This window comes from Streptomyces sp. NPDC058864 (assembly GCF_042742985.1).
Lineage (GTDB): Bacteria > Actinomycetota > Actinomycetes > Streptomycetales > Streptomycetaceae > Actinacidiphila.
Map to the genome: position 1 here is coordinate 14,179 of NZ_JBHYMQ010000047.1, position 20,706 is coordinate 34,884.

The following is a 20,706-nucleotide window of genomic DNA, read 5'->3' on the forward strand; positions in this document are numbered from 1 at the left end:
CCGAAGGGCCATGGCCATCGGTTCATGGTCTGTCCATTAGACCAGATGCCGTGAGAACGAAACAAGGGACCGTCGCACGGGCCACAATCGGCGCCATGCGGACACTGATCCTGCTCCGTCACGGCGAGAGCGAATGGAACGCGGAGAACCGGTTCACCGGCTGGGTCGACGTCGGCCTGACGGCACACGGCGAGGAACAGGCGCGGCGCAGCGGCCGGTTGCTGCGCGAGGCGGGGCTGCTCCCGGACGCGCTGCACACCTCGGTGCTGACCCGGGCGGTGCGCACCGGCACGCTCACCGCGATGGCGTCGGGCCGCCCCGGCGTACCGGCCACGCAGCACTGGCGGCTGAACGAACGTCACTACGGGGCGCTCCAGGGACGCGACAAGCACGAGACGCTGCGCCGCTACGGCGAGGAGCGGTTCCGGCACTGGCGCCGCTCGTACGACGGCACCCCGCCCCCGCTCGCACCGGGCGACCCCTGGGACACCTCGGACGATCCCCGTTACGCGCACCTGCCGGCCGGCCTGCTGCCGCGCACCGAGTCGCTGGCGGACGTCACGGCACGCCTGCTGCCGCACTGGCGCGACGCGGTCGTGCCCGATCTCCGCGCCGGGCGTACGGTCTTGATCGTCGCCCACAGCAACTCCCTGCGGGCGCTGGTCGCACACCTGGACCGACTCGGCCGTGAGGAGGTGACGGCACTGAACATCCCGACCGGGAACCCGCTGGTCTACGGCCTGGACGAGGGGCTGCGACCGCTCGTGCGCGGGGGTCGCTACCTCGGCCCGGGTGCCGCCGAGGCCGCCGCGGAGGTGGCCGGGCAGGGGCGCGAACCGACCGCGACACAGCGTTGACGGGCTTTCACAGTGGACTTATGGTTCTACCAATCTGCCACCCATCCAGCCCATCCACGCAGCCCGCTCGGTGCTGTGAGAGCCGAAACACGAAGGGCCGACGCATGGCCAAGGACGCGATCGTCAACGAGAACCTGGCGGCCAAGTTCGCCACGGAGAAGGAATCCCCGTACACCCGCTGGGTCGCCGCCGAGGGGCTGGACATCATCGCCGCCCACTACGTGCCCGACCTGCGCACGGTCGAGCTGAAGCCGTGGGAACGGCGCGGCGGACGGGGCGTGTTCATCAACCACGAGGCCACCCGGACCTCGAACGACTGCTACGTGTGCGAGATCCCTGCGGGCGGGAGGCTGGCACCGCAGCGGCAGCTGTTCGAGGAGATGATCCTCGTCCTCGACGGACAGGGCTCGACGCGGGTGTGGAACGACGCCGGCGCCGAGGTCACCTTCGAGTGGCAGGCCGGGTCGATCTTCGCCATCCCGCTCAACGCCCACCACCAGCACTTCAACGGCTCCGGCCGGAAGACCGCACGCTTCGTCTCCTCCACGAACCTGCCGCCGGTGCTCAACCTCTACGGGGACGCCGACTTCGTCTTCCACACGCCCAGGGACTTCACCGACCGCTTCGCCGGCGAGCCGGACTACTTCTCCCCCAAGGGCGAGCAGAAGGGCCTGCTGCTGGACACCAACTTCGTCGCGGACGCGGTCGACCTGCCGCTGGTCGAGGCGAAGGAGCGCGGCGCGGGCGGCGGCCACATCCGCTTCGCCATGGCCAAGGGCTCGATGAACAGCCACATATCGCAGTTCCCGACCGCCACCTACAAGAAGGGCCACCGGCACGGCCCGGGCGCCCACGTGATCATCCTTTCGGGCGAGGGCTACAGCCTGATGTGGCCCGAGGGCGAGGAGCCGCGGCGCTACGAGTGGGGTCCCGGCACGCTGATCGTGCCGCCCAACATGTGGTTCCACCAGCACTTCAACACCGGCCCGGAACCGGCCCGCTACCTGGCCTTCAAGCACGAGGTGGTCTCGGTGCGGAACGCCCAGGGCGTACCCAAGGCCTGGATCAGCCGGCGTATCGGCGGTGACCAGATCGACTACGCCGACGAGTCGTCCTACGTGCGCGAGACCTTCCGCGAGGCGTTGTCCAAGCACGGCATGGAGCCGCGGATGGACGCCGTGTACGAGGCGGAACTGGCCACCCTGCCGCCCGCGCCCACCGGGGAATCCGTCTCCGCCTGACGACCGACGCACCCAAGGAGCGGGAACCGTGCGGCACTCCGGTGACCACAGCGACGACGGGGGGCGCACGGTCCACTCGGCGTACACCCCCGCCCACGACCACGTGCACGACGACGACGTGGCCGGCGCCCTGGAGGACAACCCGATCTGGCGGCAGGACAACGTCACGCTGCACAGCGTCGGGATGGACATCGGGTCGTCCGGCACCCAAGTGGTCTTCTCCCGGCTGCACCTGCGCCGGATCGGGGAGGACCTGACGAGCCGGTACCTGGTGGTCCGCAGGGACACCGTGTACCGGTCCCCCGTCGAACTGACCCCGTACGCGAGCGACGAGCACATCGACGCCGGTGCGCTCGGCGCGATCATCGACAAGGCGTACCACGACGCGGCCGTCGATCCGGCGGACATCGACACCGGGGTGGTGATCCTGACCGGCGAGGCACTGCGCCGGCGCAACGCCGAGGTCATCGCGGGGGTGCTGGCCGAGCGCGGCGGCGAACTGGTCACCGCGACGGCCGGCCACCACATGGAGGCCATGCTCGCCGCGTACGGCTCGGGCGCGGCGAAGGTCTCGTACGACCGCGGACTGCGCGTCCTCAACGTCGACATCGGCGGCGGGACGACCAAGCTCGCCGTGCTCGACCGCGGGCAGGTGGTGGCCACCGCCGCCGTGCACGTCGGCGGGCGGCTGCAGGTGACCGACGAGCGGGGCCGTCTGGTACGGCTCGATCCGGCGGGCCGCCGGCACGCGGCCCGCGCGGGGTACGGCTGGGAACTCGGCGACACCGTGGCCGACGCCGAGTCCGAGCGGGTGGCGGAGACGATGGCGGACGCCCTCGTCCGCCTGCTGACCGCTCCCGGCGATCCGCCTCCCCCGGACGCCGGCCGGCTGTATCTGACCGACGCTCTGCCGGACACCGGCCCTTTCGACGGAGTGATGTTCTCCGGCGGCGTCGCGGAGTACGTATACGACCGGGAGCGGCGCGGGTTCGGCGACCTCGGCCGGCCGCTCGGCCGTGCGCTGCGCCGCAGGATCGAGGACGGCTCGCTGCCCTTCCCCTTGCTGCCGCCCGGCGAGTGCATCCGCGCCACGGCGCTCGGGGCCTCGGAGTACAGCGTCCAGCTCAGCGGCAACACCGGGTGCGTCACCGATCCGGGGGCGCTGCTGCCGCGCCGCAACCTGCAGGTGGTCAGGCCGGCGTACGAGCTCGGGGAGACCGTCGACCCGGAAGCGGTCGCCGCCGCGGTCCGTCGCCGGCTGGTCGCCCTGGACGCGGGGCGGAACGGCGCCGACGTCGCCCTCGCGATGTCGTGGAGCGGTCCGCCGGGCCACGACCGGCTGCTGCCCTTCGCCCGCGGCATCCGCGACGGGCTGGCGGAACGCATCGACCAGGGGCTGCCGGTCTACGTGATGCTCGACGGGGACGTCGCCATGACGCTCGGCCGGCTGCTGCGCGACGAGCTCGACGTGACGGTAGACGTGCTGGTGGTCGACGGGCTGCACCTGCGGGACTTCGACTGGATCGACATCGGGCGGATGCGCCATCCGTCCAACACGGTGCCGGTGACGATCAAGTCCCTGGTGTTCGGCGAGGACTCCCACCAGGGCGGCTTTGCCGACGCTTGACGGTGCGTCAACCCCGACCGGTAACGATAACGTAACATCCGAGTCCGATGGTTAGACCATAAGACCTAACCTCATGTTTCATGCAGGGACAGACCCGGCTACCGGAAGGTGACACCGATGTGTGACAGCGGCCGGCCGGGCCGACGGACCGAAGGGCCCGGGCGCCACCCGGCGTCACCCCCGACCGGCCGCCACCGGTCGTGAAGGACCCGTCCCGCTGACCGCGGGCCCGTCCCGGTCCCCTCCCCCCACGGCTTTGCGCTCATCCGACTGCTCTTGACGACCCTCCGGCTTTCGTCCAAGGAGTGTGCGATGCGTCATGGTGCCCTCACCGCCGGCCTCCTGGCCGCCGGCCTCGTCCTCGCCGGCTGCGGCTCCGCGCCCACCACGACCGGGGCGGGCGGCCCCGCACCCGAGGGGGCGGACCCCTACACCGACTACACCGCGCTGACCGGGAGCGCGCGCACCGAGAGGCTGCTCGCCGACGCCCGGTCCGAGGGCGGAGTGCTGGACCTCTACACCTCCAACACCGACATCCAGGACCTCGTCGACGGCTTCGAAAAGGCCTACCCCGCCGTCAAGGTCCGTGCGTTCCGCGCCAACTCCGAGACCGTCCTGCAGCGGGCGCTCCAGGAGAACCAGGCGGGCAAGCCGCAGAACGACGTCGTGGACACCAACGACCTGGAGCTGCGCGCCCTGGACTCCCAGCACCTGCTCACCCCCTACGACGGCCCCGCCAAGGAGGGCCTGAGGGACGCCGCGAAACAGTTCGGCGGCTGGACCGCCGAGCGCTTCAACGCCTTCGTCGTCGGCTGGAACACCGACCAGGTCCCGGCCGGCCAGGAGCCCAGGGACTTCGCCGACCTCGCCGACCCGAGGTGGAAGGGCAAGCTCTCCGTCGAGATCGGCGACTGGGACTGGTACGCGTCGATGCACACCTACCTCACCGACGCGAAGGGCATGAGCCCCTCCGCCGTCGACGACCTCTTCCGGCGCATCGCCGCCAACGTCAAGGTCACCAAGGGCCACACCGTGCAGGGCGAACTGCTCAGCGCCGGTCAGTTCTCCGTGGCCTTGTCCGTCTACTCCCACACCGTCGACAAGGCCGCCAGGAAGGGCGCGCCCGTGACGTACAAGCCGGTCGTCGAGCCGGTGATCCTGCGGCCCAACGGCGTTGGCCTGATGGCTCACCCGCGCCACCCCGCCGCGGCGCTGCTGTGGACGGACTGGGTGCTCAGCGAGGGCCAGAAGGTCATCGCCGACTCCCTGCGCATCCCGGCCGCGAAGACCGTTGAGGGCTTCAAGGACCCGATCCCGCCCGGCACCACCACGTACAGCCTCTCCAAGACCGCCGAGACCGACAGCAAGAAGTGGAACGCCGCCTACGACGCGCTGCTGCGCGGCGTCCCCGCCACCGGCTGACCGCACACCCACACCCCCTCTCGCACCCTCGATACAGGAGAGCTCCACATGAGGACCCGCAACTCGACTCTCGCCGTGGCCGGACTGCTGGTCACGGCCGTCACCACAGGGTGCGGCGGCGCCGTCCCGGGCGCTTCCAACAGCCAGGCCGAGTCCGTCTATTCCCAGATCGCCGGGCTCCCCAAGGACCAGCAGGTCGCCAAGGCCAGGGAACTCGCGGGCAAGGAAGGGAGAGTGCTCTCTCTCTCTACACCTCGATGACCGCCGACATCGCCACGCCCATAGGCAAGGCCTTCGAGAAGCAGTACGGCATCCACGTCAGCGTCTTCCGCGGCAACTCCGAGACGGTGCTGCAGCGCACGCTCCAGGAGGAGAAGGCGAACCGGCCGGGGGCCGACGCCGTCGAGACCAACTTCCTGGAGATGACCGCGCTCGCCGACAACCACTACCTGGTCCCGTTCAACGGCTCCGCCCTCGACAAGGTCGAGAAGACCGGCAAGTTCGACCAGTGGACGGCCAGCCGGCTGAACGTCTTCCAGCCCGCCTGGAACACGAACCTGATCAAGCCTGCCGACGAACCGCAGAGCTGGGAGGACCTGGCCCTGCCCAAGTACAAGGGCAAGATCACCCTGGAGCTCAGCGACAGCGACTGGTTCGAGAACGTCACCAAGTACTGGCTGGCGCACGGGAAGTCCCAGGGCGAGGTCGACACGCTCTGGAAGCAGATCGCGGCCAACGCCAAGGTCGCCAAGGGCCACACCACGATGATGCAGTTCCTCACCGCGGGCCAGACCCCGATGGAGGCGATGAACTACACCTACATCACCTACCGGGCCACCCAGGAGGGCGCCCCCGTCACCTACCTCCCGCAGGGCGGGGTGTCGAAGATCCCCGCGTTCGCCCGGCCCAACGGCGTCGGCATGATCAAGGGCGCCCAGCACCCGGCCGCGGCCTGGCTGTTCTACCACTGGTTGCTCACCGACGGGCAGAAGGAGCTGGTCAAGCTGGGTCTGACCCCCTCCACCAAGGTCCCCGGCGACAAGAGCCTCGACGGCCTCACCCTCGTCCCGTTCGACGTCGAGGGACTGAGCAACGACGACGGCAGCTGGGACAAGAAGTACGACGCGCTGCTGCGCGGCGCCGCCACGGTGGGGAACTGACCGCCGATGACCCTCGTACCCGCACCCGCCGCGTCCCGCGACGACGACCGGTCCCCCGGGGCGGACACCGTCCCCGGACCGGCCGGCACCGCGGGACCGGGCCGCCTCGCCCGGCTGCTGAGGCGTCCGCTGTCCCTGCAGGGCCTGCTGGTCGGCGCGGCCGTCGTGATCGTCGGCTACCTCGCCGTCGTCCCGCTCGGCTACCTGGTCCACGACACCTTCCTGAGCGCCGACGGCACGGGCGTGTCCGTCTCGGCCTTCTCCCGGGCCTACGGGGGCAACTCCCAGGCCGGCTCGATGATGCTGAACTCGCTGTGGTTCGCGTTCGGCTCGGCCGCGCTCGCCCTCGTGCTCGGCACCGTGCTCGCCTACGTGCAGGTGCGCACCGACACCCCGTTCAAGGGGCTGTTCTTCGCGGCCTCGCTGGTGCCGCTCATCGTGCCGGGCATCCTGTACGCCACCTCCTGGATCTTCCTCGGTGACCCGTCCAGCGGCGTGCTCAACTCGTTGGTCTTCAAGCCTCTGTTCGGCACCTCGCCGATCAACATCTTCAGCGTGTGGGGCATGATCTGGGTGCAGGGGCTGCACCTCGCCCCGGTCGCGTTCCTGCTGATGGTGGCCGCCTTCCGGGCGATGGACCCCTCGCTGGAGGAGTCGGCGGCCATGTCGGGAGCGGGCCGGCTCACCGTGCTGCGCCGGGTCACCGTCCCCCTGCTGCGCCCGGCGATGATCTCGGCGGCGCTGCTGATGTTCGTGCAGTCACTGGAGAGCTTCGAGGTGCCCGGCCTGCTGGGGCTGCAGAACGGCATCTACGTCTTCACCAGCCGGATCTACTTCGTGCTGCGCTCCTACCCGGCCGACTACGGTGCCGCCGGGGCGTACGCGATCGGCCTGCTGGTGATCGCCGCGGCGGGCGTGCTGGTCTCCGGCTGGCTGCAGCGCTCCTCGCGCAACTTCCAGACGGTCACCGGCAAGGCGTTCCGGCCCCGCCCGGTGGAGCTGGGGCGCGCCCGGCCGTTCGTGGGCGCCGCCGTCATCGGCTACTTCCTGCTCACGGTGGTCCTGCCGGTCGCCGTCCTGGTCTACGCGAGCCTGCTCAAGTACTACACCGCGCCCTCCCGCAAGACGCTGAGCACGATGACGCTCGACAACTACCGCGAGGTCGCGGACATGCCGCTGGCGTTCACGGCGCTGAAGAACTCGCTCATCGTCGGGGTGGGCGCCGCGACCGTGGTCATGGTGCTCACCGCGATCGTCTCCTGGGTCGTGCTGCGCACCAAGGCACCGGGCCGGCGGCTGCTGGACCTGCTGGCCTTCACGCCCATCGTCATCCCCGGCCTGGTCCTGGGCCTCGCGCTGTCCTTCGTCTACCTGCGGATGCCGCTGCCGGTCTACGGCACGCTGCTCATCCTGCTGGTGTCGTACTGCACGCGCTACCTGCCCTACGGCATGCGCTACGCGTCGTCGGCGATGGCCCAGATGTCGCCGGAGCTGGAGGAGTCGGCCGCGGTGTCCGGCGCCTCGTGGTTCCAGACCTTCCGGCGGGTGCTGCTGCCGTTGATGAGCAGCGGCATCCTCGCCGGCTGGGTCTACATCCTGGTGGTCTCCTTCCGGGAGCTGTCCAGCACGATCCTGCTGTACAGCCCGGGCAAGGAGGTGCTGTCGGTGCTGATCTGGGAGCAGTTCGAGAACGGCCAGTTCACCACGCTCGCCGCGCTCGGCGTCTGCATGGTCGTGCTCCTCGTCCTGCTCGTCTCCATTGCCTACCGTCTCGGCGCCCGCTTCGGGCTGCAGGGCGACTCCGCGAACTAGCGATAGGAATCACAGGGATGCTGACGGTCGAATCCCTCAAGAAGAGCTACGAGGAAACCGGGGGACGCGCCTCCCGCCGCAAGGCCGCCGAGGGCACACGGGTCTACGCGGTCGGCGGGGTCGACTTCGAGGTCCACGACGGCGAACTGTTCACGCTGCTCGGCCCCTCCGGGTGCGGCAAGACGACGACGCTGCGCTCGGTCGCGGGCCTGGAGCGGCCGACCGAGGGCCGGGTCACCCTCGGCGGCCGGGTGCTGTTCGACGCGCGGCAGGGGGTCAACCTGCGCGCCAACCGCCGCGGCTTCGGCATGGTCTTCCAGTCGTACGCCATCTGGCCGCACATGACGGTCTTCAAGAACGTCTCGTTCCCGCTGGAGGTCATGCCGCGCGCGAAGCGCCCGGGACGCCAGGAGATCGAGGAGCGCGTCCAGCAGGTCCTCGACGTCATCGAGCTCGGCGCATACGCCGGGCGGCCGGCCACCAAGCTCTCCGGGGGCCAGCAGCAGCGCCTGGCGCTGGCCCGCGCCCTGGTGACCCGGCCCGAGCTGATGCTGCTGGACGAACCGCTGTCCAACCTGGACGCCAAGCTCCGCGAGTCCATGCGCTTCGAGCTGAAGCGGCTGCAGCGCGAGCTGAACCTCACCGCGATCTACGTGACCCACGACCAGTCCGAGGCGCTGGTGATGTCGAACCGGATCGCGGTGATGAACGAGGGACGCATCGAGCAGATCGGCAAGCCCCGCGAGATCTACACCAAGCCGGCCACCCGCTTCGTCGCCGAGTTCATCGGCACGTCCAACTTCATCGAGGCGAAGGTGGTGGGCGTGGACGGCGACGAGGTCGTGGTCGACACCGCGCCCGGCCGGCTGGTGGCCCGGAAGGTGGAGCGGGTGCCGTCGGTGGGTGACACGGTGCTGATCTCCATCCGCCCCGAGTGCGTCGACCTGTCGACCGACCGGCGCGGCGACGTCCCCAACGAGCTGTCCGGCCGGGTCCTGACCCGCGCGTTCATGGGGGACGTCGTCGACCACATCGTGGGGGTGGGCGACCTGGAGATCCGCAACCGCTCCAACCCCAACCTGTCGATCCCGCCGGGTACCGAGGTCCACTTCTCCGTCGCCCCGGACAAGGTCACCCTGGTCCCGGTCGACTGACCGATGCCGATACCCGAGGTACTGCGCAACCGCGACTTCGACCTCTACTGGGGCGGCGTCGTCCTCTCCCAGATCGGGACGAGGGGCGCCGTCGCCGCCAACCTCTACCAGGTGTACGAGCTCACCGGGTCCACCGCGCAGGTGGGCCTGGTGGGACTGGCCCAGGCCGTGGCGCTGCTGGTGCTCTCCCCCGTCGGCGGCATCTACGCCGACCGCCTCGACCGGCGCCGGCTGCTCCAGGCCACGCAGGCGCTGGCGCTGCTGGTCTCGGCGGGACTGGCCGCGCTCACCCTGGCCGGTGCCGCGACCGTGGGGACGGTCGTCGTCTCCTCGCTGCTCGCCACGGCCGCGGCAACTTTCGACCAGCCGGCGCGGCAGGCGCTCATCCCCGCGATGGTGCCGCGCGAGCGCCTGGTCGACGCCTTCGCACTGCTCAACCCCTCGCGGGAACTGGCGATCCTGGTCGGGCCCGCGTTCGCCGGTGTGCTGATCGCGCTGGGCGGCCCCGGAGCGGTGTACGTCTTCGACGCCGTGACGTACGCCGTGCTCGTCGTCGTCCTCGCGCTGCTGCGGGTGCCGCCGCTCGCGGTGGACGGCAAGCGGCGGCCGCTGCTGGAGAGCCTGTGGGAGGGCGTGGGGTACGTCTCCGGGCGGCCGGTGGTCTGGCAGTTGATGGGGCTGGACCTGGCGGCCACCGTGTTCGGGGCGTACCGGGTGCTGCTGCCCGCCTTCGCCGCGGACGTCCTGCACGTCGGCGCGACCGGGTACGGGCTGCTGTCCGCCGCGCCCTCGGCGGGGGCCCTGATCGGGTCGGCGTGGGTATTCCGGCTGGTGCGCACGGCCGGCTCAGGACGCATCGTGCTGTGGGGCACGGCCGCGTACGGGCTGGCCATCGTGGGCCTCGCCCAGGCACGGGTGTTCCCCGTGGCGCTGCTGGCGGCGGTCGCGCTCGGCGCCGCGGACGCCGTGGCGACCACGGTCCGGCACGCCGCGGTGCAGCTGGAGACCCCGGACGAGCTGCGCGGCCGGGTCTCGGCGATCTACCAGATGTGCTCCCGGGGCGGTCCCGCGCTCGGCGACACGGCGATGGGCGCCTTCGCCGGCGCCCTCGGGCCGGTGGCCGCGCTCAGCGTGGGCGGTCTTGTGCCCGCCCTCGTCTCCGGGCTCAGCGCCGCGCGCAGCCGTACCGTCCGCGAGTACCGCGTCGCCGGGGCCACCGAGTGACCCGCTGCCCCGACCGTCCGTCCCCTTGCCCACCTGTCCGCGCTTCGTCCGTCCACGCAAGTCGGGAGGCACGTTGAGTACCCGTACCACCACCGGGGTCACCCACTACCACGTCCAGAAACGCCGCCGGGCCGAGTTCATCGAGCAGTGGCGGGACAACCACCGCACCGTTGTCGCCCTCGAGGACGTCACGATGCACCCCACCGCGCGGGGCAGCCGGGTCGGCGTCTACACCGGCGCCGACGGCGACCGGCCGACCCGCACCATGGACGCCCTGGCCCACGAGTTCGAGCCGGGGGTGACCACGACCGTGCACCGGCATTCCTGGGACGCCATGGTCTTCGTCGTCGCCGGGCACGGCTGGACCGAGATCGACGGCAAGCGCGTCGACTGGGGCCCCGGCGACTCCCTCCACCTGCCCGCCTGGTCCTGGCACCGCAGCGGCAACGAGGGCGGCACGACGGCGCGTTACCTGACCTTCTCCAGCGAACCGCTGCTGGAGACCATGGGCATGGCCGTCATCGAGGACGCGGGCCACACGCCCGTCGCCGAACTGCCACCGCGCCCGCCGTACTCCCCCGGCCACGACGGCGCCGACCCATACGCCGCCCGCCTGCGCCGGCTCGCCCGCGACCAGGACGCCCGTCGCTCCGGGCGGCTGCACACCGCCTGGGACGAACTGGAGCTGCGCAACACCCCGCGCGGCACCCGCACCACCTTCCTCCTGGACCGGGCCATCGGCTACCAGGCGTCCGGCATCACGATGGCGATGTTCGAGATCGCCCCGGGCCGCGCCCAGTCGATGCACCGCCACCCGGGCGAGGCGTGGCTGTACGTCGTGGAGGGCCACGGAGAGAGCTACCTGGGCACCGAACCGGAGGGCGGTCAGCGGTACCCGTGGAAGAAGGGCGACATCATCGTGGTCGACCACTTCCTGTGGCACCAGCACGTCAACACCGACCCGGAACAAACGGCGAAGGTCGTGCGGATCCACATGTTCGACAGCCTGCTGGAGACCATGCGGGCACTGTGCGATCCGCTGGTCCTCTTCGAGGAGCCACCGGACCACATCCGCGACGCGCAGGCCGGCGACCCCTCGACCGTCGAGTGGCCGGCGCTCGAGCGCCCCACCTGGCCGTAAGAGGGGAGCGTGAGCGGTGACCACCGCACTGCCGCACGGCGTGGCGGGCATCCACGCCCTGCCCGCCGACCACCACGACGGGCCGTGGGACTCCGTGATCACCGACCCGCGGGTCAAGGAGCGGCTGCTCGCGACCGCCGTCCTCGTGCTCCGGCACGGGCGGCGGCTCGCGGGCTCCCCCGTGGCGCCGCACGGGCTCGTGGTGCTCGCCGGGCCGCCGGGCACCGGCAAGACGACGCTCGCGCAGGGCGTCGCCCAGGCCGCCGCGCGGACGCTGGCGCCGCACGGGGCGACGACGCTGGTGGAGGTCGATCCGCACGCCTTCCCCAGCGAACTGCTCGGGGAGAGCCAGCGGGCGGTGTCCCGGCTCTTCCACGACACCCTGCCCGAACTGGCGGCCCGCCGGCCGCACACCGTGGTGCTCGTCGACGAGGTCGAGGCCCTCGCGGTGCGCAGGCACGCCGCTTCCTTCGACACCAATCCGGTGGACGTGCACCGCGCCACCGACGCGGTGCTCAGCGGCCTGGACGCGCTGCGGGCCCGGCGTCCGGGGACCTTGCTGGTGGTGACGACCAACTTCGCCGAGGCGGTGGACGACGCCTTCCTGTCGCGGGCCGACCTGGTCGTGCGGACCGCGCTTCCGGACGCCTCGGTGGTACCGCTCATCGTGGCCGACTCGCTGCGCGGACTGGCGGCGCAGTGGCCCGAGTTGCGGCCGCTGGCCGAGGACCCCGCGGTGCACGCGCGGGTGGGCAAGCTGCTGACGGGCCTGGACGGGAGGCGGATCCGCAAGACCGTGCACGGCGCGCTCGCGCTGCGCCTGGAGACGGCGCGCGACCCCGCGTCGCTGCGTGTCGAGGACCTGCTGGCCGCCGCGGAGGAAGCGGCCGCCGCTGTGAAGGAGGGGGCGGTAGGGCCTGCGCGGCTCCGCTGAGAAGGGGTCCCCGGGCGGTACGGGATTCAGGAAGGCGTCGCCGGGGGTTCCCCGCGCTCTGCCCGGCGTTCACCCGGGCGGAGGAGTGTGCCGGAGTCCGTGCACACACCACCGTTCAGGAGAGCCGCCGTGTGCCAGCCTGGAGCCTGTGAACACAGTCACGAACCGTCCTCGGCCGCGCCGGGGGCCGGCGGCGGGCCGTCCGGCCTGGGTCGTCGGGCCCTGCTGATGGCGAGCGGGATCGTCGGCGCGGCGGGCGTCCTGACGCTCGCGCCCGTCACCTTCGCCGAGGCGGCCGATGCCGGTACGCCCGAGGACGGCGAGGTCACCAAGGTGACCACCGGTCACCTCGGCACCGGCGTCGCCGACTTCGTGTACCTGCCGGTCGAGGTCCCCCGCGGCGTCAACCAGATCTCGGTCTCCTACACCTACGACAAGCCGCCCGTTCCGGCCGGCACGCCGGGCAACTCCTGCGACATCGGAATCTTCGACGAGCGCGGCACCGCGCTCGGCGGCCGGGGCTTCCGCGGCTGGTCGGGCGGGGCGCGCGGCTCGTTCGTCGTCAACAGCGACAGCGCCACGCCCGGTTACCTGCCGGGGCCCGTGAACCACGGTACGTGGCACATCGTGCTGGGCCCTTACCAGGTCGCCCCGCAGGGCATGGAGTACTCGGTCGGCGTGACCTTGCGGTACGGCGAGCCCGGCGCGCCCTTCGTGCCGTCCTACCCCGCCGAGCGCGCCAAGGGCCGCGGCCGGGCCTGGTACCGGGGCGACGCGCACCTGCACACCGTGCACTCCGACGGCAAGCGGCTGCCGTCCGAGGTGGCCGCCGGCGCCCGCGAGGCCGGGCTGGACTTCATCGTCTCCACCGACCACAACACCTCCTCGGCGCACGGTGTGTGGGGCGAGTACTCCGGACCCGACCTGCTGATCGTCACCGGCGAGGAGGTCACCACCCGCAACGGCCACTGGCTGGCGCTGGGCCTGGAGCCGGGCGCGTGGATCGACTGGCGCTACCGGACCCGTGACGACGCCTTCTCCCGCTTCGCCCGCCAGGTCCACCGCCAGGGCGGGCTGGTCGTCCCGGCGCACCCGTACTGCCCGTACGTGGCCTGCCAGTGGAAGTTCGGCTACGAGGACGCCGACGCGGTCGAGGTGTGGAACGGCCCCTGGACCTACGACGACGAGTCGGCGGTCGACACCTGGGACGCCATGCTCGGCACCGCGATGCGCACCGGCAACGACTGGCTGCCGGCCGTGGGCAACAGCGACGCCCACAGCGTCCCGCAGGTCATCGGCCTCCCCCAGACGGTGGTGTACGCCGAGGACCTCAACCGCGGGGCCGTGCTGACCGGGATCCGGGAGGGCCGGACGTACGTCGCCGAGTCCTCCGCGGTGACCCTCGCGTTCACCGCCGCCGGCGGCGGCCGGCAGGCCGGGATCGCGGAGGCGCTGGGGCTCCGCGCGGACGCGCCGGTCGACGTGCGCCTGGAGGTCTCCGGTGTCCCGAACGGCACCGTCCGGTTCATCACCGACGAGGGCCAGATGCACCAGGAGTCGCTGGACGCGAGCGGATCGGGCACCGTCGTCTGGCGCACCACCGCCTCGCTCACGGCGTATGTGCGGGCCGAGGTGCGTCACCCCAGGGCCGACGGCACGCCCGGCAAGGGCAACACGATGGGAGCCGACCTCCAGTGGGGCCCCATGGCCGCGCTGACCAACCCGATCATCCTGCGCCTCACCGACTGACGTCCGTGACCGCGCCGGCCCCGCACCCCGCGCGAGGGGTGCGGGGCCGGAGCCGTCGTGCTCGGTGAGCGCCCGTCAGTCCCGCTGCGCCGCGGCGTACCCGGGGGCGTCCTCGAGGAAGTGGACGGTGTCGTATCCGAGGTGCTTGAACACCCGGTTCTGCGCCGACAGCAGCCGCAGCGGCGTGCCGTCGTGGGCGAAGAGCTGGCACACGTGGTTCTGCGGCACGTACAGGGTGTCGCCCCTGGTGATCTCGTGCCGGGTGGGTTCGAGGGCGACGCGGGCGTAGTACTTCTCGGCGATCTCGGCCTCGACCTCCCACTGGAGGGCGTAGCCGCCGCCGTCGAGGACGTAGAGGACCTCGTCGGCCATCTTCCAGTACCTGCCGGAGCGGCCGCCCTCGGGGATGTCGAGCTCGAAGGCGTCGACGGAGAAGATGCGGGCGTCGGTGCGCTCGGGCGAGGACATCACCCGGACCCTGCCGAGCGGGGTGTCCTCCCAGGCGGTGTCCGCGAGGCCGATGACCTTCTTGCGGTCCGCGACGCCAGGGGTCCAGATCCGGGACCAGTCCTCGCGGGGGCCGAACTCGGCCTCGCGCTCGACGGGGCCGCTGCGGCCCTGCTGCAGGAGGCCCATGAACATCCAGGTGCTCTTGGCCTTCACGACGAGGGCGGTGGCGGTCTCGTCGTAGGGGTTGAAGTGGCGGTGGACGGAGTCGGTGTGGACGAAGACCAGGTCGTCCTTGGTCCAGTCGTACCGCTGGTCGTCGTGGATCTCGTAGCCGCGGCCCTGGAGGATGTAGAAGGCGGCCTCGTTCTGGTGGCCGTGCCCGTGGTTGCTGGACCGCGGGGGGAGTTCGACGAAGTGCACCTGGATCGTCTGGGTCAGGAACTCCTCGTCACCGGGACCGACGCGCCACCAGGTGCGGGACTGTTCGCTGTCGCCGGAGTGGCCCACCTTCGCGTCGTCGACGACGACGGAGTCGTCACGGACCCGCTTGACGGCGAGCTGTTGCCGGCGGAACTCGCCGAGTCCGTACGTCTCCGAGGTCAGACCGCGGACGAAGACTCGTCCCTTCTTGCCCATGGATCCTCCTGTGATGACAGCTCTCCAATGGCCTAACCATAATACCTGTGAGCCACGCCGGGCCAGTGCCCCGGCGGATCGGGCCGGGTGCCCGGGGACGCGAAAGCGCCCCGGACCCTCCCTCGGGTCCGGGGCGCTCACTCGCCGATGGGGCCCGCCGGGCCCGCGCGGCGGTCAACCGCCTCCGTCCTCCTTCACGCGAGACGCCGTCCGCTCCAGGTGCGTGCGCATGATCCGGCTCGCCGCCTCCAGGTCACGCCCCGCGACCGCCTCGACGAACTCGCGGTGTTCCTTGGAGCCGCGCCCGCCCATGGCCGGCTCGACGGACTGCGCCTCGCGCAGGCTCATCAGCAGCGGCCCGTGGAAGGACTGCACGAGCATCTCGATCGCCGGGTTGTGCGCCGCCGCCGCGACCCGGATGTGGAAGGCCGCGGAGAGCTCCATGGAGTACTCGCCCCGCTCGAGGACCTCGGCGTGCTCGTCGCACATCGCGCGCAGCTCGGCGATGTCCTCGTCCGTGGCGCGCTCCACGACCAGCGGGACGATCCCCAGCTCGAAGACCAGCCGCGCCTCGGTGACCTGGGCGGCGGTCAGCGGGGAGAGGGTCAGCAGGTCGGCGAGGCCCTCGCTGACCCGGCGCGAGGTCGGCGCGGTCACGAAGGTGCCGCCCCGGGCACCGACCCGGATCTCGACGAGCCCGCTCGCCTCCAGGATGCGCAGCGCCTCGCGCACGGTCACGCGGCTGACACCGAAGTGCACGCACAGTTCGCGTTCGCTGGGCAGCCGGTCGCCGGGCTTGAGCCGCTCCTCCTTCAGCAGGAGGCGGATCTGCTCGACGATCACCTGGGAGACGCGGCTGGAGGAGACGGTCTTGAAGAGGTCGTCGGGCACGGGGATCGGCCTGGCGGACGTCCCCTCGGCGGTCACGGCGTCCGGAGACTGGCTGGGTCGCGATGGCATGTGCGCATTCTCCCACGGTGAACGGCCTTGTTGACGGCTTCCCGGCTAACGGATTAACGTCATACCAAAATACCAATGAACCGAAGGGGCGCCCATGACCGGCACGGACGATGAGTGAGCGGCCGGCGTCCTCCGCGGAGGCGCTGCGCGAACGGGTGGCCGAGGCGTGCCGCGTGCTCGCGGTGACCGGCCTGGTGGAGCACATCCTCGGCCACGTGAGCGCCCGCACCGGACCGGAGACCTTCCTCGTGCGCGGACGCGGACCGCTGGAGAGCGGGCTCGCGTTCACCGTCGTCGGGGACGTCCAGGAGGTCGGCCTCGACGGCACGGGCAAGGTCACCGACGGCTGGACGGCGCCCAGCGAACTGCCCATCCACAGCGAGGTGATGCGGGCCCGCCCCGAGGTCACCGCCGTCGTCCACGCCCATCCGCCCGCGGTCGTCGCCGCGTCCGTGGCCGGGCTCCCCTGGCTCCCGGTCGTGGGTTCCTACGACATCCCCGCCGCGCGGCTCGCGCACGACGGCATCCCCGTCTGGCCCCGCTCCGCGCTGGTGCGCCGCCGTGACCTCGCCGAGCAGATGGTCAACGCCCTCGGGGACCGCCCCGTCGTCGTGCTGCGCGGGCACGGGCTGGTCTCCGTCGGCACCGGTGATCCCGCCCATGCCGTCGCGGCCGCCGTCACGCAGGCCCTGGCCGTGGACGCGCTGGCGAGAACGAGCCTGGCCGTCGCCGCCACCGGCGCCCCGCTGCGCGCCATCCCCGAGGAGGACCTGGCCGAACTCCCCGACCTCGGGCCGTCGTTCAACGTCTCGGCCATGTGGCGCCATCTGGCGGCACGCGCCGCCCACGAGGGACCCCGGCTGCCGCTGCGGCCCTGACGACCGGAGGATCATGCTCGTCCTCGACAACCAGGTGACCGCCGCCGTGCTGACCATGCCCGACGTCGTTAGCGCGCTGGAGGGTTCCTACCGGGACCTGGCCACCGGCGACGGCGTGTGCCGGCCCCGGATCGACCTGCGCCTGCCGGTGGACGACCGCCGGGTCTACCAGTGGGGCACGATGGAGGGCGGCTCCGCCCGTACCGGCTACGCCGCCGTCCGCATGAAGTCCGACGTACTCCTGGAGACCGGCACGGGCGACCGCCGCACCCAGGAGAAGCACTGCGTACGCCCAGGGCTCTTCTGCGGTCTGGTGCTGCTCCTCGACGCGCGCACCGGCGAGCCGCTCGCCCTGCTCAACGACGGCCTGCTGCAGCACCTGCGGGTCGGCGCCGACTCGGCCATCGGCGCCCGGTACGCCGCCCGCGAGGACGCCCGCGTCCTGGGCCTGTTCGGCTCGGGCGGCATGGCGCGCAGCCATGTGGAGGCCTTCCTCACCGTGCGCCCTCTGGAGCGCATCCAGGTGTACAGCCCGACCCGGGCCCACCGTGAGCGCTTCGCCGCCGAGATGCGCGAGCTGCACGGCCTGGACGTCGTCGCCGTCGGCACTCCCGGGGCGGTGTACCAGGGCGCGGACATCGTTGCCGGCTGCACCGACGCGGTCGGGGAGGTCGTCCACGGCCGGGAACTACGCCCGGGCACCCATGTCACCTGCATCGGCGGCCGCCTCGACGAGCGGGCCTGGGACCGCTTCGACGTCTGGCTGCGGCTCGGCACCGCGAACACCCCCGACGCCCTGCCCGCCTGGGCGACCGAGGAGGAGTACGTGGCCTACCGCGCCCGCCCCGGCGACCCGGTGTGGGAACTGCACGCCCATGGGAAGGGCTCGCGCCGGCCCCCGCGGGATGCCCGCGTAGTGCTCCTCGACGACGTGCTGACGGGCCGGGCCCACGCCCGGGAGGACGACGCGCAGCTGACCTTCTCCGAGCGCGGCAACATCCAGGGAGCCCAGTTCCATGCCGTCGCGGCCGTCGTCTACGAACGCGCCCGCGAGCGGGGCCTCGGCCACGAGATCCCCACCGACTGGCTGCTGCAGGACATCCGCGACTGAGATGCGCACGCAGGGGTGTCCTACGCTCGCGCCATGACGATCACGTACGAGTGGCGGGGCGAGTTCGGCAACGCGGCCGTCAACGCGCTCCACGCGGAGGGTTTCGGCGATCGGGGTGCGGACGTCGACTGGCTGACCCAGGTCCACGGCCACAGTCTCGGCTGGGTGTGCGCACGCAGGGAGGGGGAGCTCGTCGGCTTCGTGAACGTCGCCTGGGACGGGGGCGTCCACGCGTTCGTGCTGGACACGGTGGTAGCGGCGCGCTCCCGCCGCTCGGGGATCGGCGCCGGGCTCGTCGCCGAGGCGGCCCGGCGGGCCCGCGCGGCGAGATGCTCATGGCTGCACGTCGACTTCGAGGACGGGATGCGGGAGTTCTACCTCGACGCCTGCGGGTTCAGGCCGACGAGCGCGGGCCTGATCGCCCTCCGAGGGGATCCGGCTCAGTAGCCGGGGAAGAGTGCGCGGAGGTCGTCCAGGGTGACGCCGTCGCGCGCGCTCACCCCGTCCTGGGGGCGGTTGCGACCGTAGACGAGGCGGAGGACGGCCTCGGCGGATCCCGACACCGCTCCCGAGGGTCCGGCCCCCTCGCAGGGGAGGATGTGCAGCTCGGAGCCGAGGGAGAGACACAGGAGGCGCTCCGGGTCGGTGAGTTCCACCGCGATCTGGCGCGGGCCGAGCCGGGTGAGGGTGTCCCCGTCGCGGCTGCGCGAGGCGACCATGTCGATCCGGTCCCAGAGCAGCGCCACCTCGGGGGCCGGGATGGTCGCGGTCCCGTCGAGGCCCACGGCCACGTCCCAGGTGTGCACGGACTGCTCGGACAGCCAGTAGCCGGTGAAGTCCGTGAAACCGACCGGCCCGGTGAAGTAGGGCACGGTCACCGAGGCGCGCACACCGGCGTCGAGGGAGTCCAGCAGCCGCAGCAACCCGGATTCCGCCTCCTGCCAGGCGTCGCGTTGCGCGGTCGGTCTGAGGGAGATCCACTGCTCGGACACGTCGGCGATCTCCTCCCGGGAGGGCCTGGTGAGGTCCCCGGTGAGGCCGCGGCGCACGGCGGCGGTGCACAACTGCGCGCCGGTGCCCAGGTGGACCAGCACCTGCGCGAGGCTCCAGCCGTCGGCGAACGACGGGCTGAGCAGTTGCTCGCCGGACAGGCCGCCGACCGTGGAGCCGAGGCGCCGCGAGACCGTGTGCATCGCCGTCAGTCGGGCGTCGCAGGTGTCCATGGCCCTCCTCCTCGCGGAGTCCGTCCGTAGCGACCGGAAGGGACGTGCGCCCCTTCCTCCCAGGGAACCTCCCGCACCACCCGATCCCAAGCGGGCGGCCATGCGCGCCCCCGAAGGACGTCATAAGCGGCGCTTCTGCCGGTGTCCCGGGGCCCACGGGAAAGCACATGGACACCACGCGGCAGTCCACCACCTCGCCGCCGGCCGGCGTTGCCGCGCGCCCGCGTCGTCGACGAGACGCGCGGGACGATGAAGTCCGTGCCGGACACCGGCACGGACGAGGCCCTGGGCGCCGCCCTGATGGGCGTCGGCGCCCGGGAACTCGTCGGCACGTCGCCCTCGCCGTCCGGTACGGCATCGGGGCCGCCGGTCCGCGCGACGCGATCCCCACCCGGCCCACGTCCACGCGGGCCTTCGACGACGTCCTGGCGACGGTCGTCCGATCCGGCGCGCGGCGCGAGGGAAGCGGCCGGGTACCCGGTTCACAAGGTGGCGTCGAGGTCCTCCGCGTAGTACGCGACGGCACCCCGGTAGCGGGCGATGTCCGGGTCGGAGCTGCTGTCCGCCAGCAGTGTCAGCAGGATCCGCATCGCCTCCCGGTGACCGCCGGTGTTGTAGAGGGCCATCGCCAGGAAGGTCCGCAGCGCCCCGTCGCGGGGGAAGTCGATGAGGGCGACGCGCAGCAACCGGACCGCCTCGTCGTACCGGCCGAGGATCCGGTAGGTGCTGCCCAGGCCCAGCAGCGCGCCGCGCCGGTCGTCATCGGACAGCCCGGCCCCGCGCAGGGCCTGCTCGTAGAACGGCACCGCCTCCGCTTCCAGGCCCAGCACGTCGTGCGCCCACGCCGCCTGGTAGGCCACCTCCGCGTCCCCCGGGAACCGCTCCGCGAGGGCGACCAGCCGCTCCCTCGCCGCCTCCGCCTCCCCGCGCTCGCGCAGCCCCACCGCGGCCGCAAGCAGTTCGTCCCGCCCCTGATCGTTCTCGTTCATGCGCACATCCTGGCAGCCCCGGGACGTGGTGGTGCACGACCCGGCACAGTACGGACCTGGCGGAATGCGCCTGTTGCCGACCGGTTGCTTCGCTTGGGAAGCCAAGTTCCGGAAAGCCCGACTCCGGTTCACCTGGAG

19 protein-coding genes are annotated in these 20,706 nt (G+C 71.9%); 15 read left to right on the plus strand and 4 right to left on the minus strand.

The window, feature by feature from the left end; genetic code table 11:
• Positions 1–95: 95 nt before the first annotated feature.
• The 12 genes from ACFW3D_RS28660 (at position 96) to ACFW3D_RS28715 (ending at position 14,321) form a co-directional block, all read left to right on the plus strand.
• Positions 96–857, plus strand: a complete 762-nt coding sequence (locus ACFW3D_RS28660) for a 2,3-bisphosphoglycerate-dependent phosphoglycerate mutase (RefSeq protein ID WP_500508692.1) — start codon at positions 96–98, stop codon at positions 855–857.
• A 104-nt stretch (positions 858–961) separates the two neighbouring features.
• Entirely contained in the window at positions 962–2,098 is a 1,137-nt protein-coding gene (locus ACFW3D_RS28665; RefSeq protein WP_500508694.1) for a cupin domain-containing protein, read from the plus strand.
• Between the two features lie 28 nt (positions 2,099–2,126).
• Complete coding sequence (locus tag ACFW3D_RS28670; RefSeq protein ID WP_500508696.1) at positions 2,127–3,725, plus strand: ethanolamine ammonia-lyase reactivating factor EutA; 1,599 nt, start codon at positions 2,127–2,129, stop codon at positions 3,723–3,725.
• A gap of 312 nt (positions 3,726–4,037) precedes the next feature.
• Complete coding sequence (locus tag ACFW3D_RS28675; protein WP_500508699.1) at positions 4,038–5,147, plus strand: ABC transporter substrate-binding protein; 1,110 nt, start codon at positions 4,038–4,040, stop codon at positions 5,145–5,147.
• A 48-nt stretch (positions 5,148–5,195) separates the two neighbouring features.
• On the plus strand, positions 5,196–5,408 hold the full coding sequence (locus tag ACFW3D_RS28680; protein ID WP_500508702.1) for a hypothetical protein: 213 nt from the start codon (positions 5,196–5,198) through the stop codon (positions 5,406–5,408).
• Complete coding sequence (locus ACFW3D_RS28685) at positions 5,405–6,307, plus strand: ABC transporter substrate-binding protein (protein ID WP_500508704.1); 903 nt, start codon at positions 5,405–5,407, stop codon at positions 6,305–6,307. The genes ACFW3D_RS28680 and ACFW3D_RS28685 overlap by 4 nt, the downstream gene beginning before the upstream one ends.
• 6 nt (positions 6,308–6,313) lie before the next feature.
• Positions 6,314–8,119 carry an ABC transporter permease gene (locus tag ACFW3D_RS28690; RefSeq protein WP_500508706.1) on the plus strand — a complete coding sequence of 602 codons (1,806 nt, stop codon included), beginning with the start codon at positions 6,314–6,316 and terminating at the stop codon, positions 8,117–8,119.
• Between the two features lie 17 nt (positions 8,120–8,136).
• Positions 8,137–9,273, plus strand: coding sequence for an ABC transporter ATP-binding protein (locus ACFW3D_RS28695; RefSeq protein ID WP_500508709.1), 1,137 nt, complete (start codon positions 8,137–8,139; stop codon positions 9,271–9,273).
• A gap of 3 nt (positions 9,274–9,276) precedes the next feature.
• A complete protein-coding gene (locus tag ACFW3D_RS28700) occupies positions 9,277–10,497 on the plus strand; it encodes an MFS transporter (RefSeq protein WP_500508711.1) in 1,221 nt (406 codons plus the stop codon).
• Between the two features lie 73 nt (positions 10,498–10,570).
• Positions 10,571–11,638, plus strand: coding sequence for a cupin domain-containing protein (locus ACFW3D_RS28705; RefSeq protein ID WP_500508714.1), 1,068 nt, complete (start codon positions 10,571–10,573; stop codon positions 11,636–11,638).
• Between the two features lie 16 nt (positions 11,639–11,654).
• On the plus strand, positions 11,655–12,572 hold the full coding sequence (locus ACFW3D_RS28710; RefSeq protein WP_500508717.1) for an AAA family ATPase: 918 nt from the start codon (positions 11,655–11,657) through the stop codon (positions 12,570–12,572).
• Positions 12,573–12,800: 228 nt separating this feature from the next.
• The gene (locus tag ACFW3D_RS28715; RefSeq protein WP_500508720.1) at positions 12,801–14,321 is read left to right on the plus strand and encodes a CehA/McbA family metallohydrolase; all 1,521 of its coding nucleotides are present in this window, start codon (positions 12,801–12,803) and stop codon (positions 14,319–14,321) included.
• A 75-nt stretch (positions 14,322–14,396) separates the two neighbouring features.
• Here the strand turns inward: ACFW3D_RS28715 and ACFW3D_RS28720 are convergent, their stop codons facing one another.
• Complete coding sequence (locus ACFW3D_RS28720) at positions 14,397–15,407, minus strand: cupin domain-containing protein (RefSeq protein ID WP_500508722.1); 1,011 nt, start codon at positions 15,405–15,407, stop codon at positions 14,397–14,399.
• A gap of 174 nt (positions 15,408–15,581) precedes the next feature.
• A complete protein-coding gene (locus ACFW3D_RS28725) occupies positions 15,582–16,367 on the minus strand; it encodes a FadR/GntR family transcriptional regulator (RefSeq protein WP_500508724.1) in 786 nt (261 codons plus the stop codon).
• Between the two features lie 110 nt (positions 16,368–16,477).
• Here ACFW3D_RS28725 and phtC point away from each other — a divergent pair, with 110 nt between their 5' ends.
• The 3 genes from phtC to ACFW3D_RS28740 are packed head-to-tail and all read left to right on the plus strand — an operon-like array spanning position 16,478 to position 18,803.
• Positions 16,478–17,245 (plus strand): 3,4-dihydroxyphthalate decarboxylase, encoded by a 768-nt coding sequence (phtC, locus tag ACFW3D_RS28730; RefSeq protein ID WP_500508726.1) that lies wholly within the window; start codon positions 16,478–16,480, stop codon positions 17,243–17,245.
• A gap of 13 nt (positions 17,246–17,258) precedes the next feature.
• Complete coding sequence (locus ACFW3D_RS28735; RefSeq protein ID WP_500508728.1) at positions 17,259–18,356, plus strand: ornithine cyclodeaminase family protein; 1,098 nt, start codon at positions 17,259–17,261, stop codon at positions 18,354–18,356.
• A gap of 33 nt (positions 18,357–18,389) precedes the next feature.
• Complete coding sequence (locus ACFW3D_RS28740) at positions 18,390–18,803, plus strand: GNAT family N-acetyltransferase (RefSeq protein WP_500508730.1); 414 nt, start codon at positions 18,390–18,392, stop codon at positions 18,801–18,803.
• Here the strand turns inward: ACFW3D_RS28740 and ACFW3D_RS28745 are convergent.
• Entirely contained in the window at positions 18,797–19,579 is a 783-nt protein-coding gene (locus ACFW3D_RS28745) for a maleylpyruvate isomerase N-terminal domain-containing protein (protein WP_500508733.1), read from the minus strand. The genes ACFW3D_RS28740 and ACFW3D_RS28745 overlap by 7 nt on opposite strands.
• A gap of 482 nt (positions 19,580–20,061) precedes the next feature.
• Entirely contained in the window at positions 20,062–20,568 is a 507-nt protein-coding gene (locus ACFW3D_RS28750; RefSeq protein ID WP_500508735.1) for a tetratricopeptide repeat protein, read from the minus strand.
• Positions 20,569–20,706: the final 138 nt, after the last annotated feature.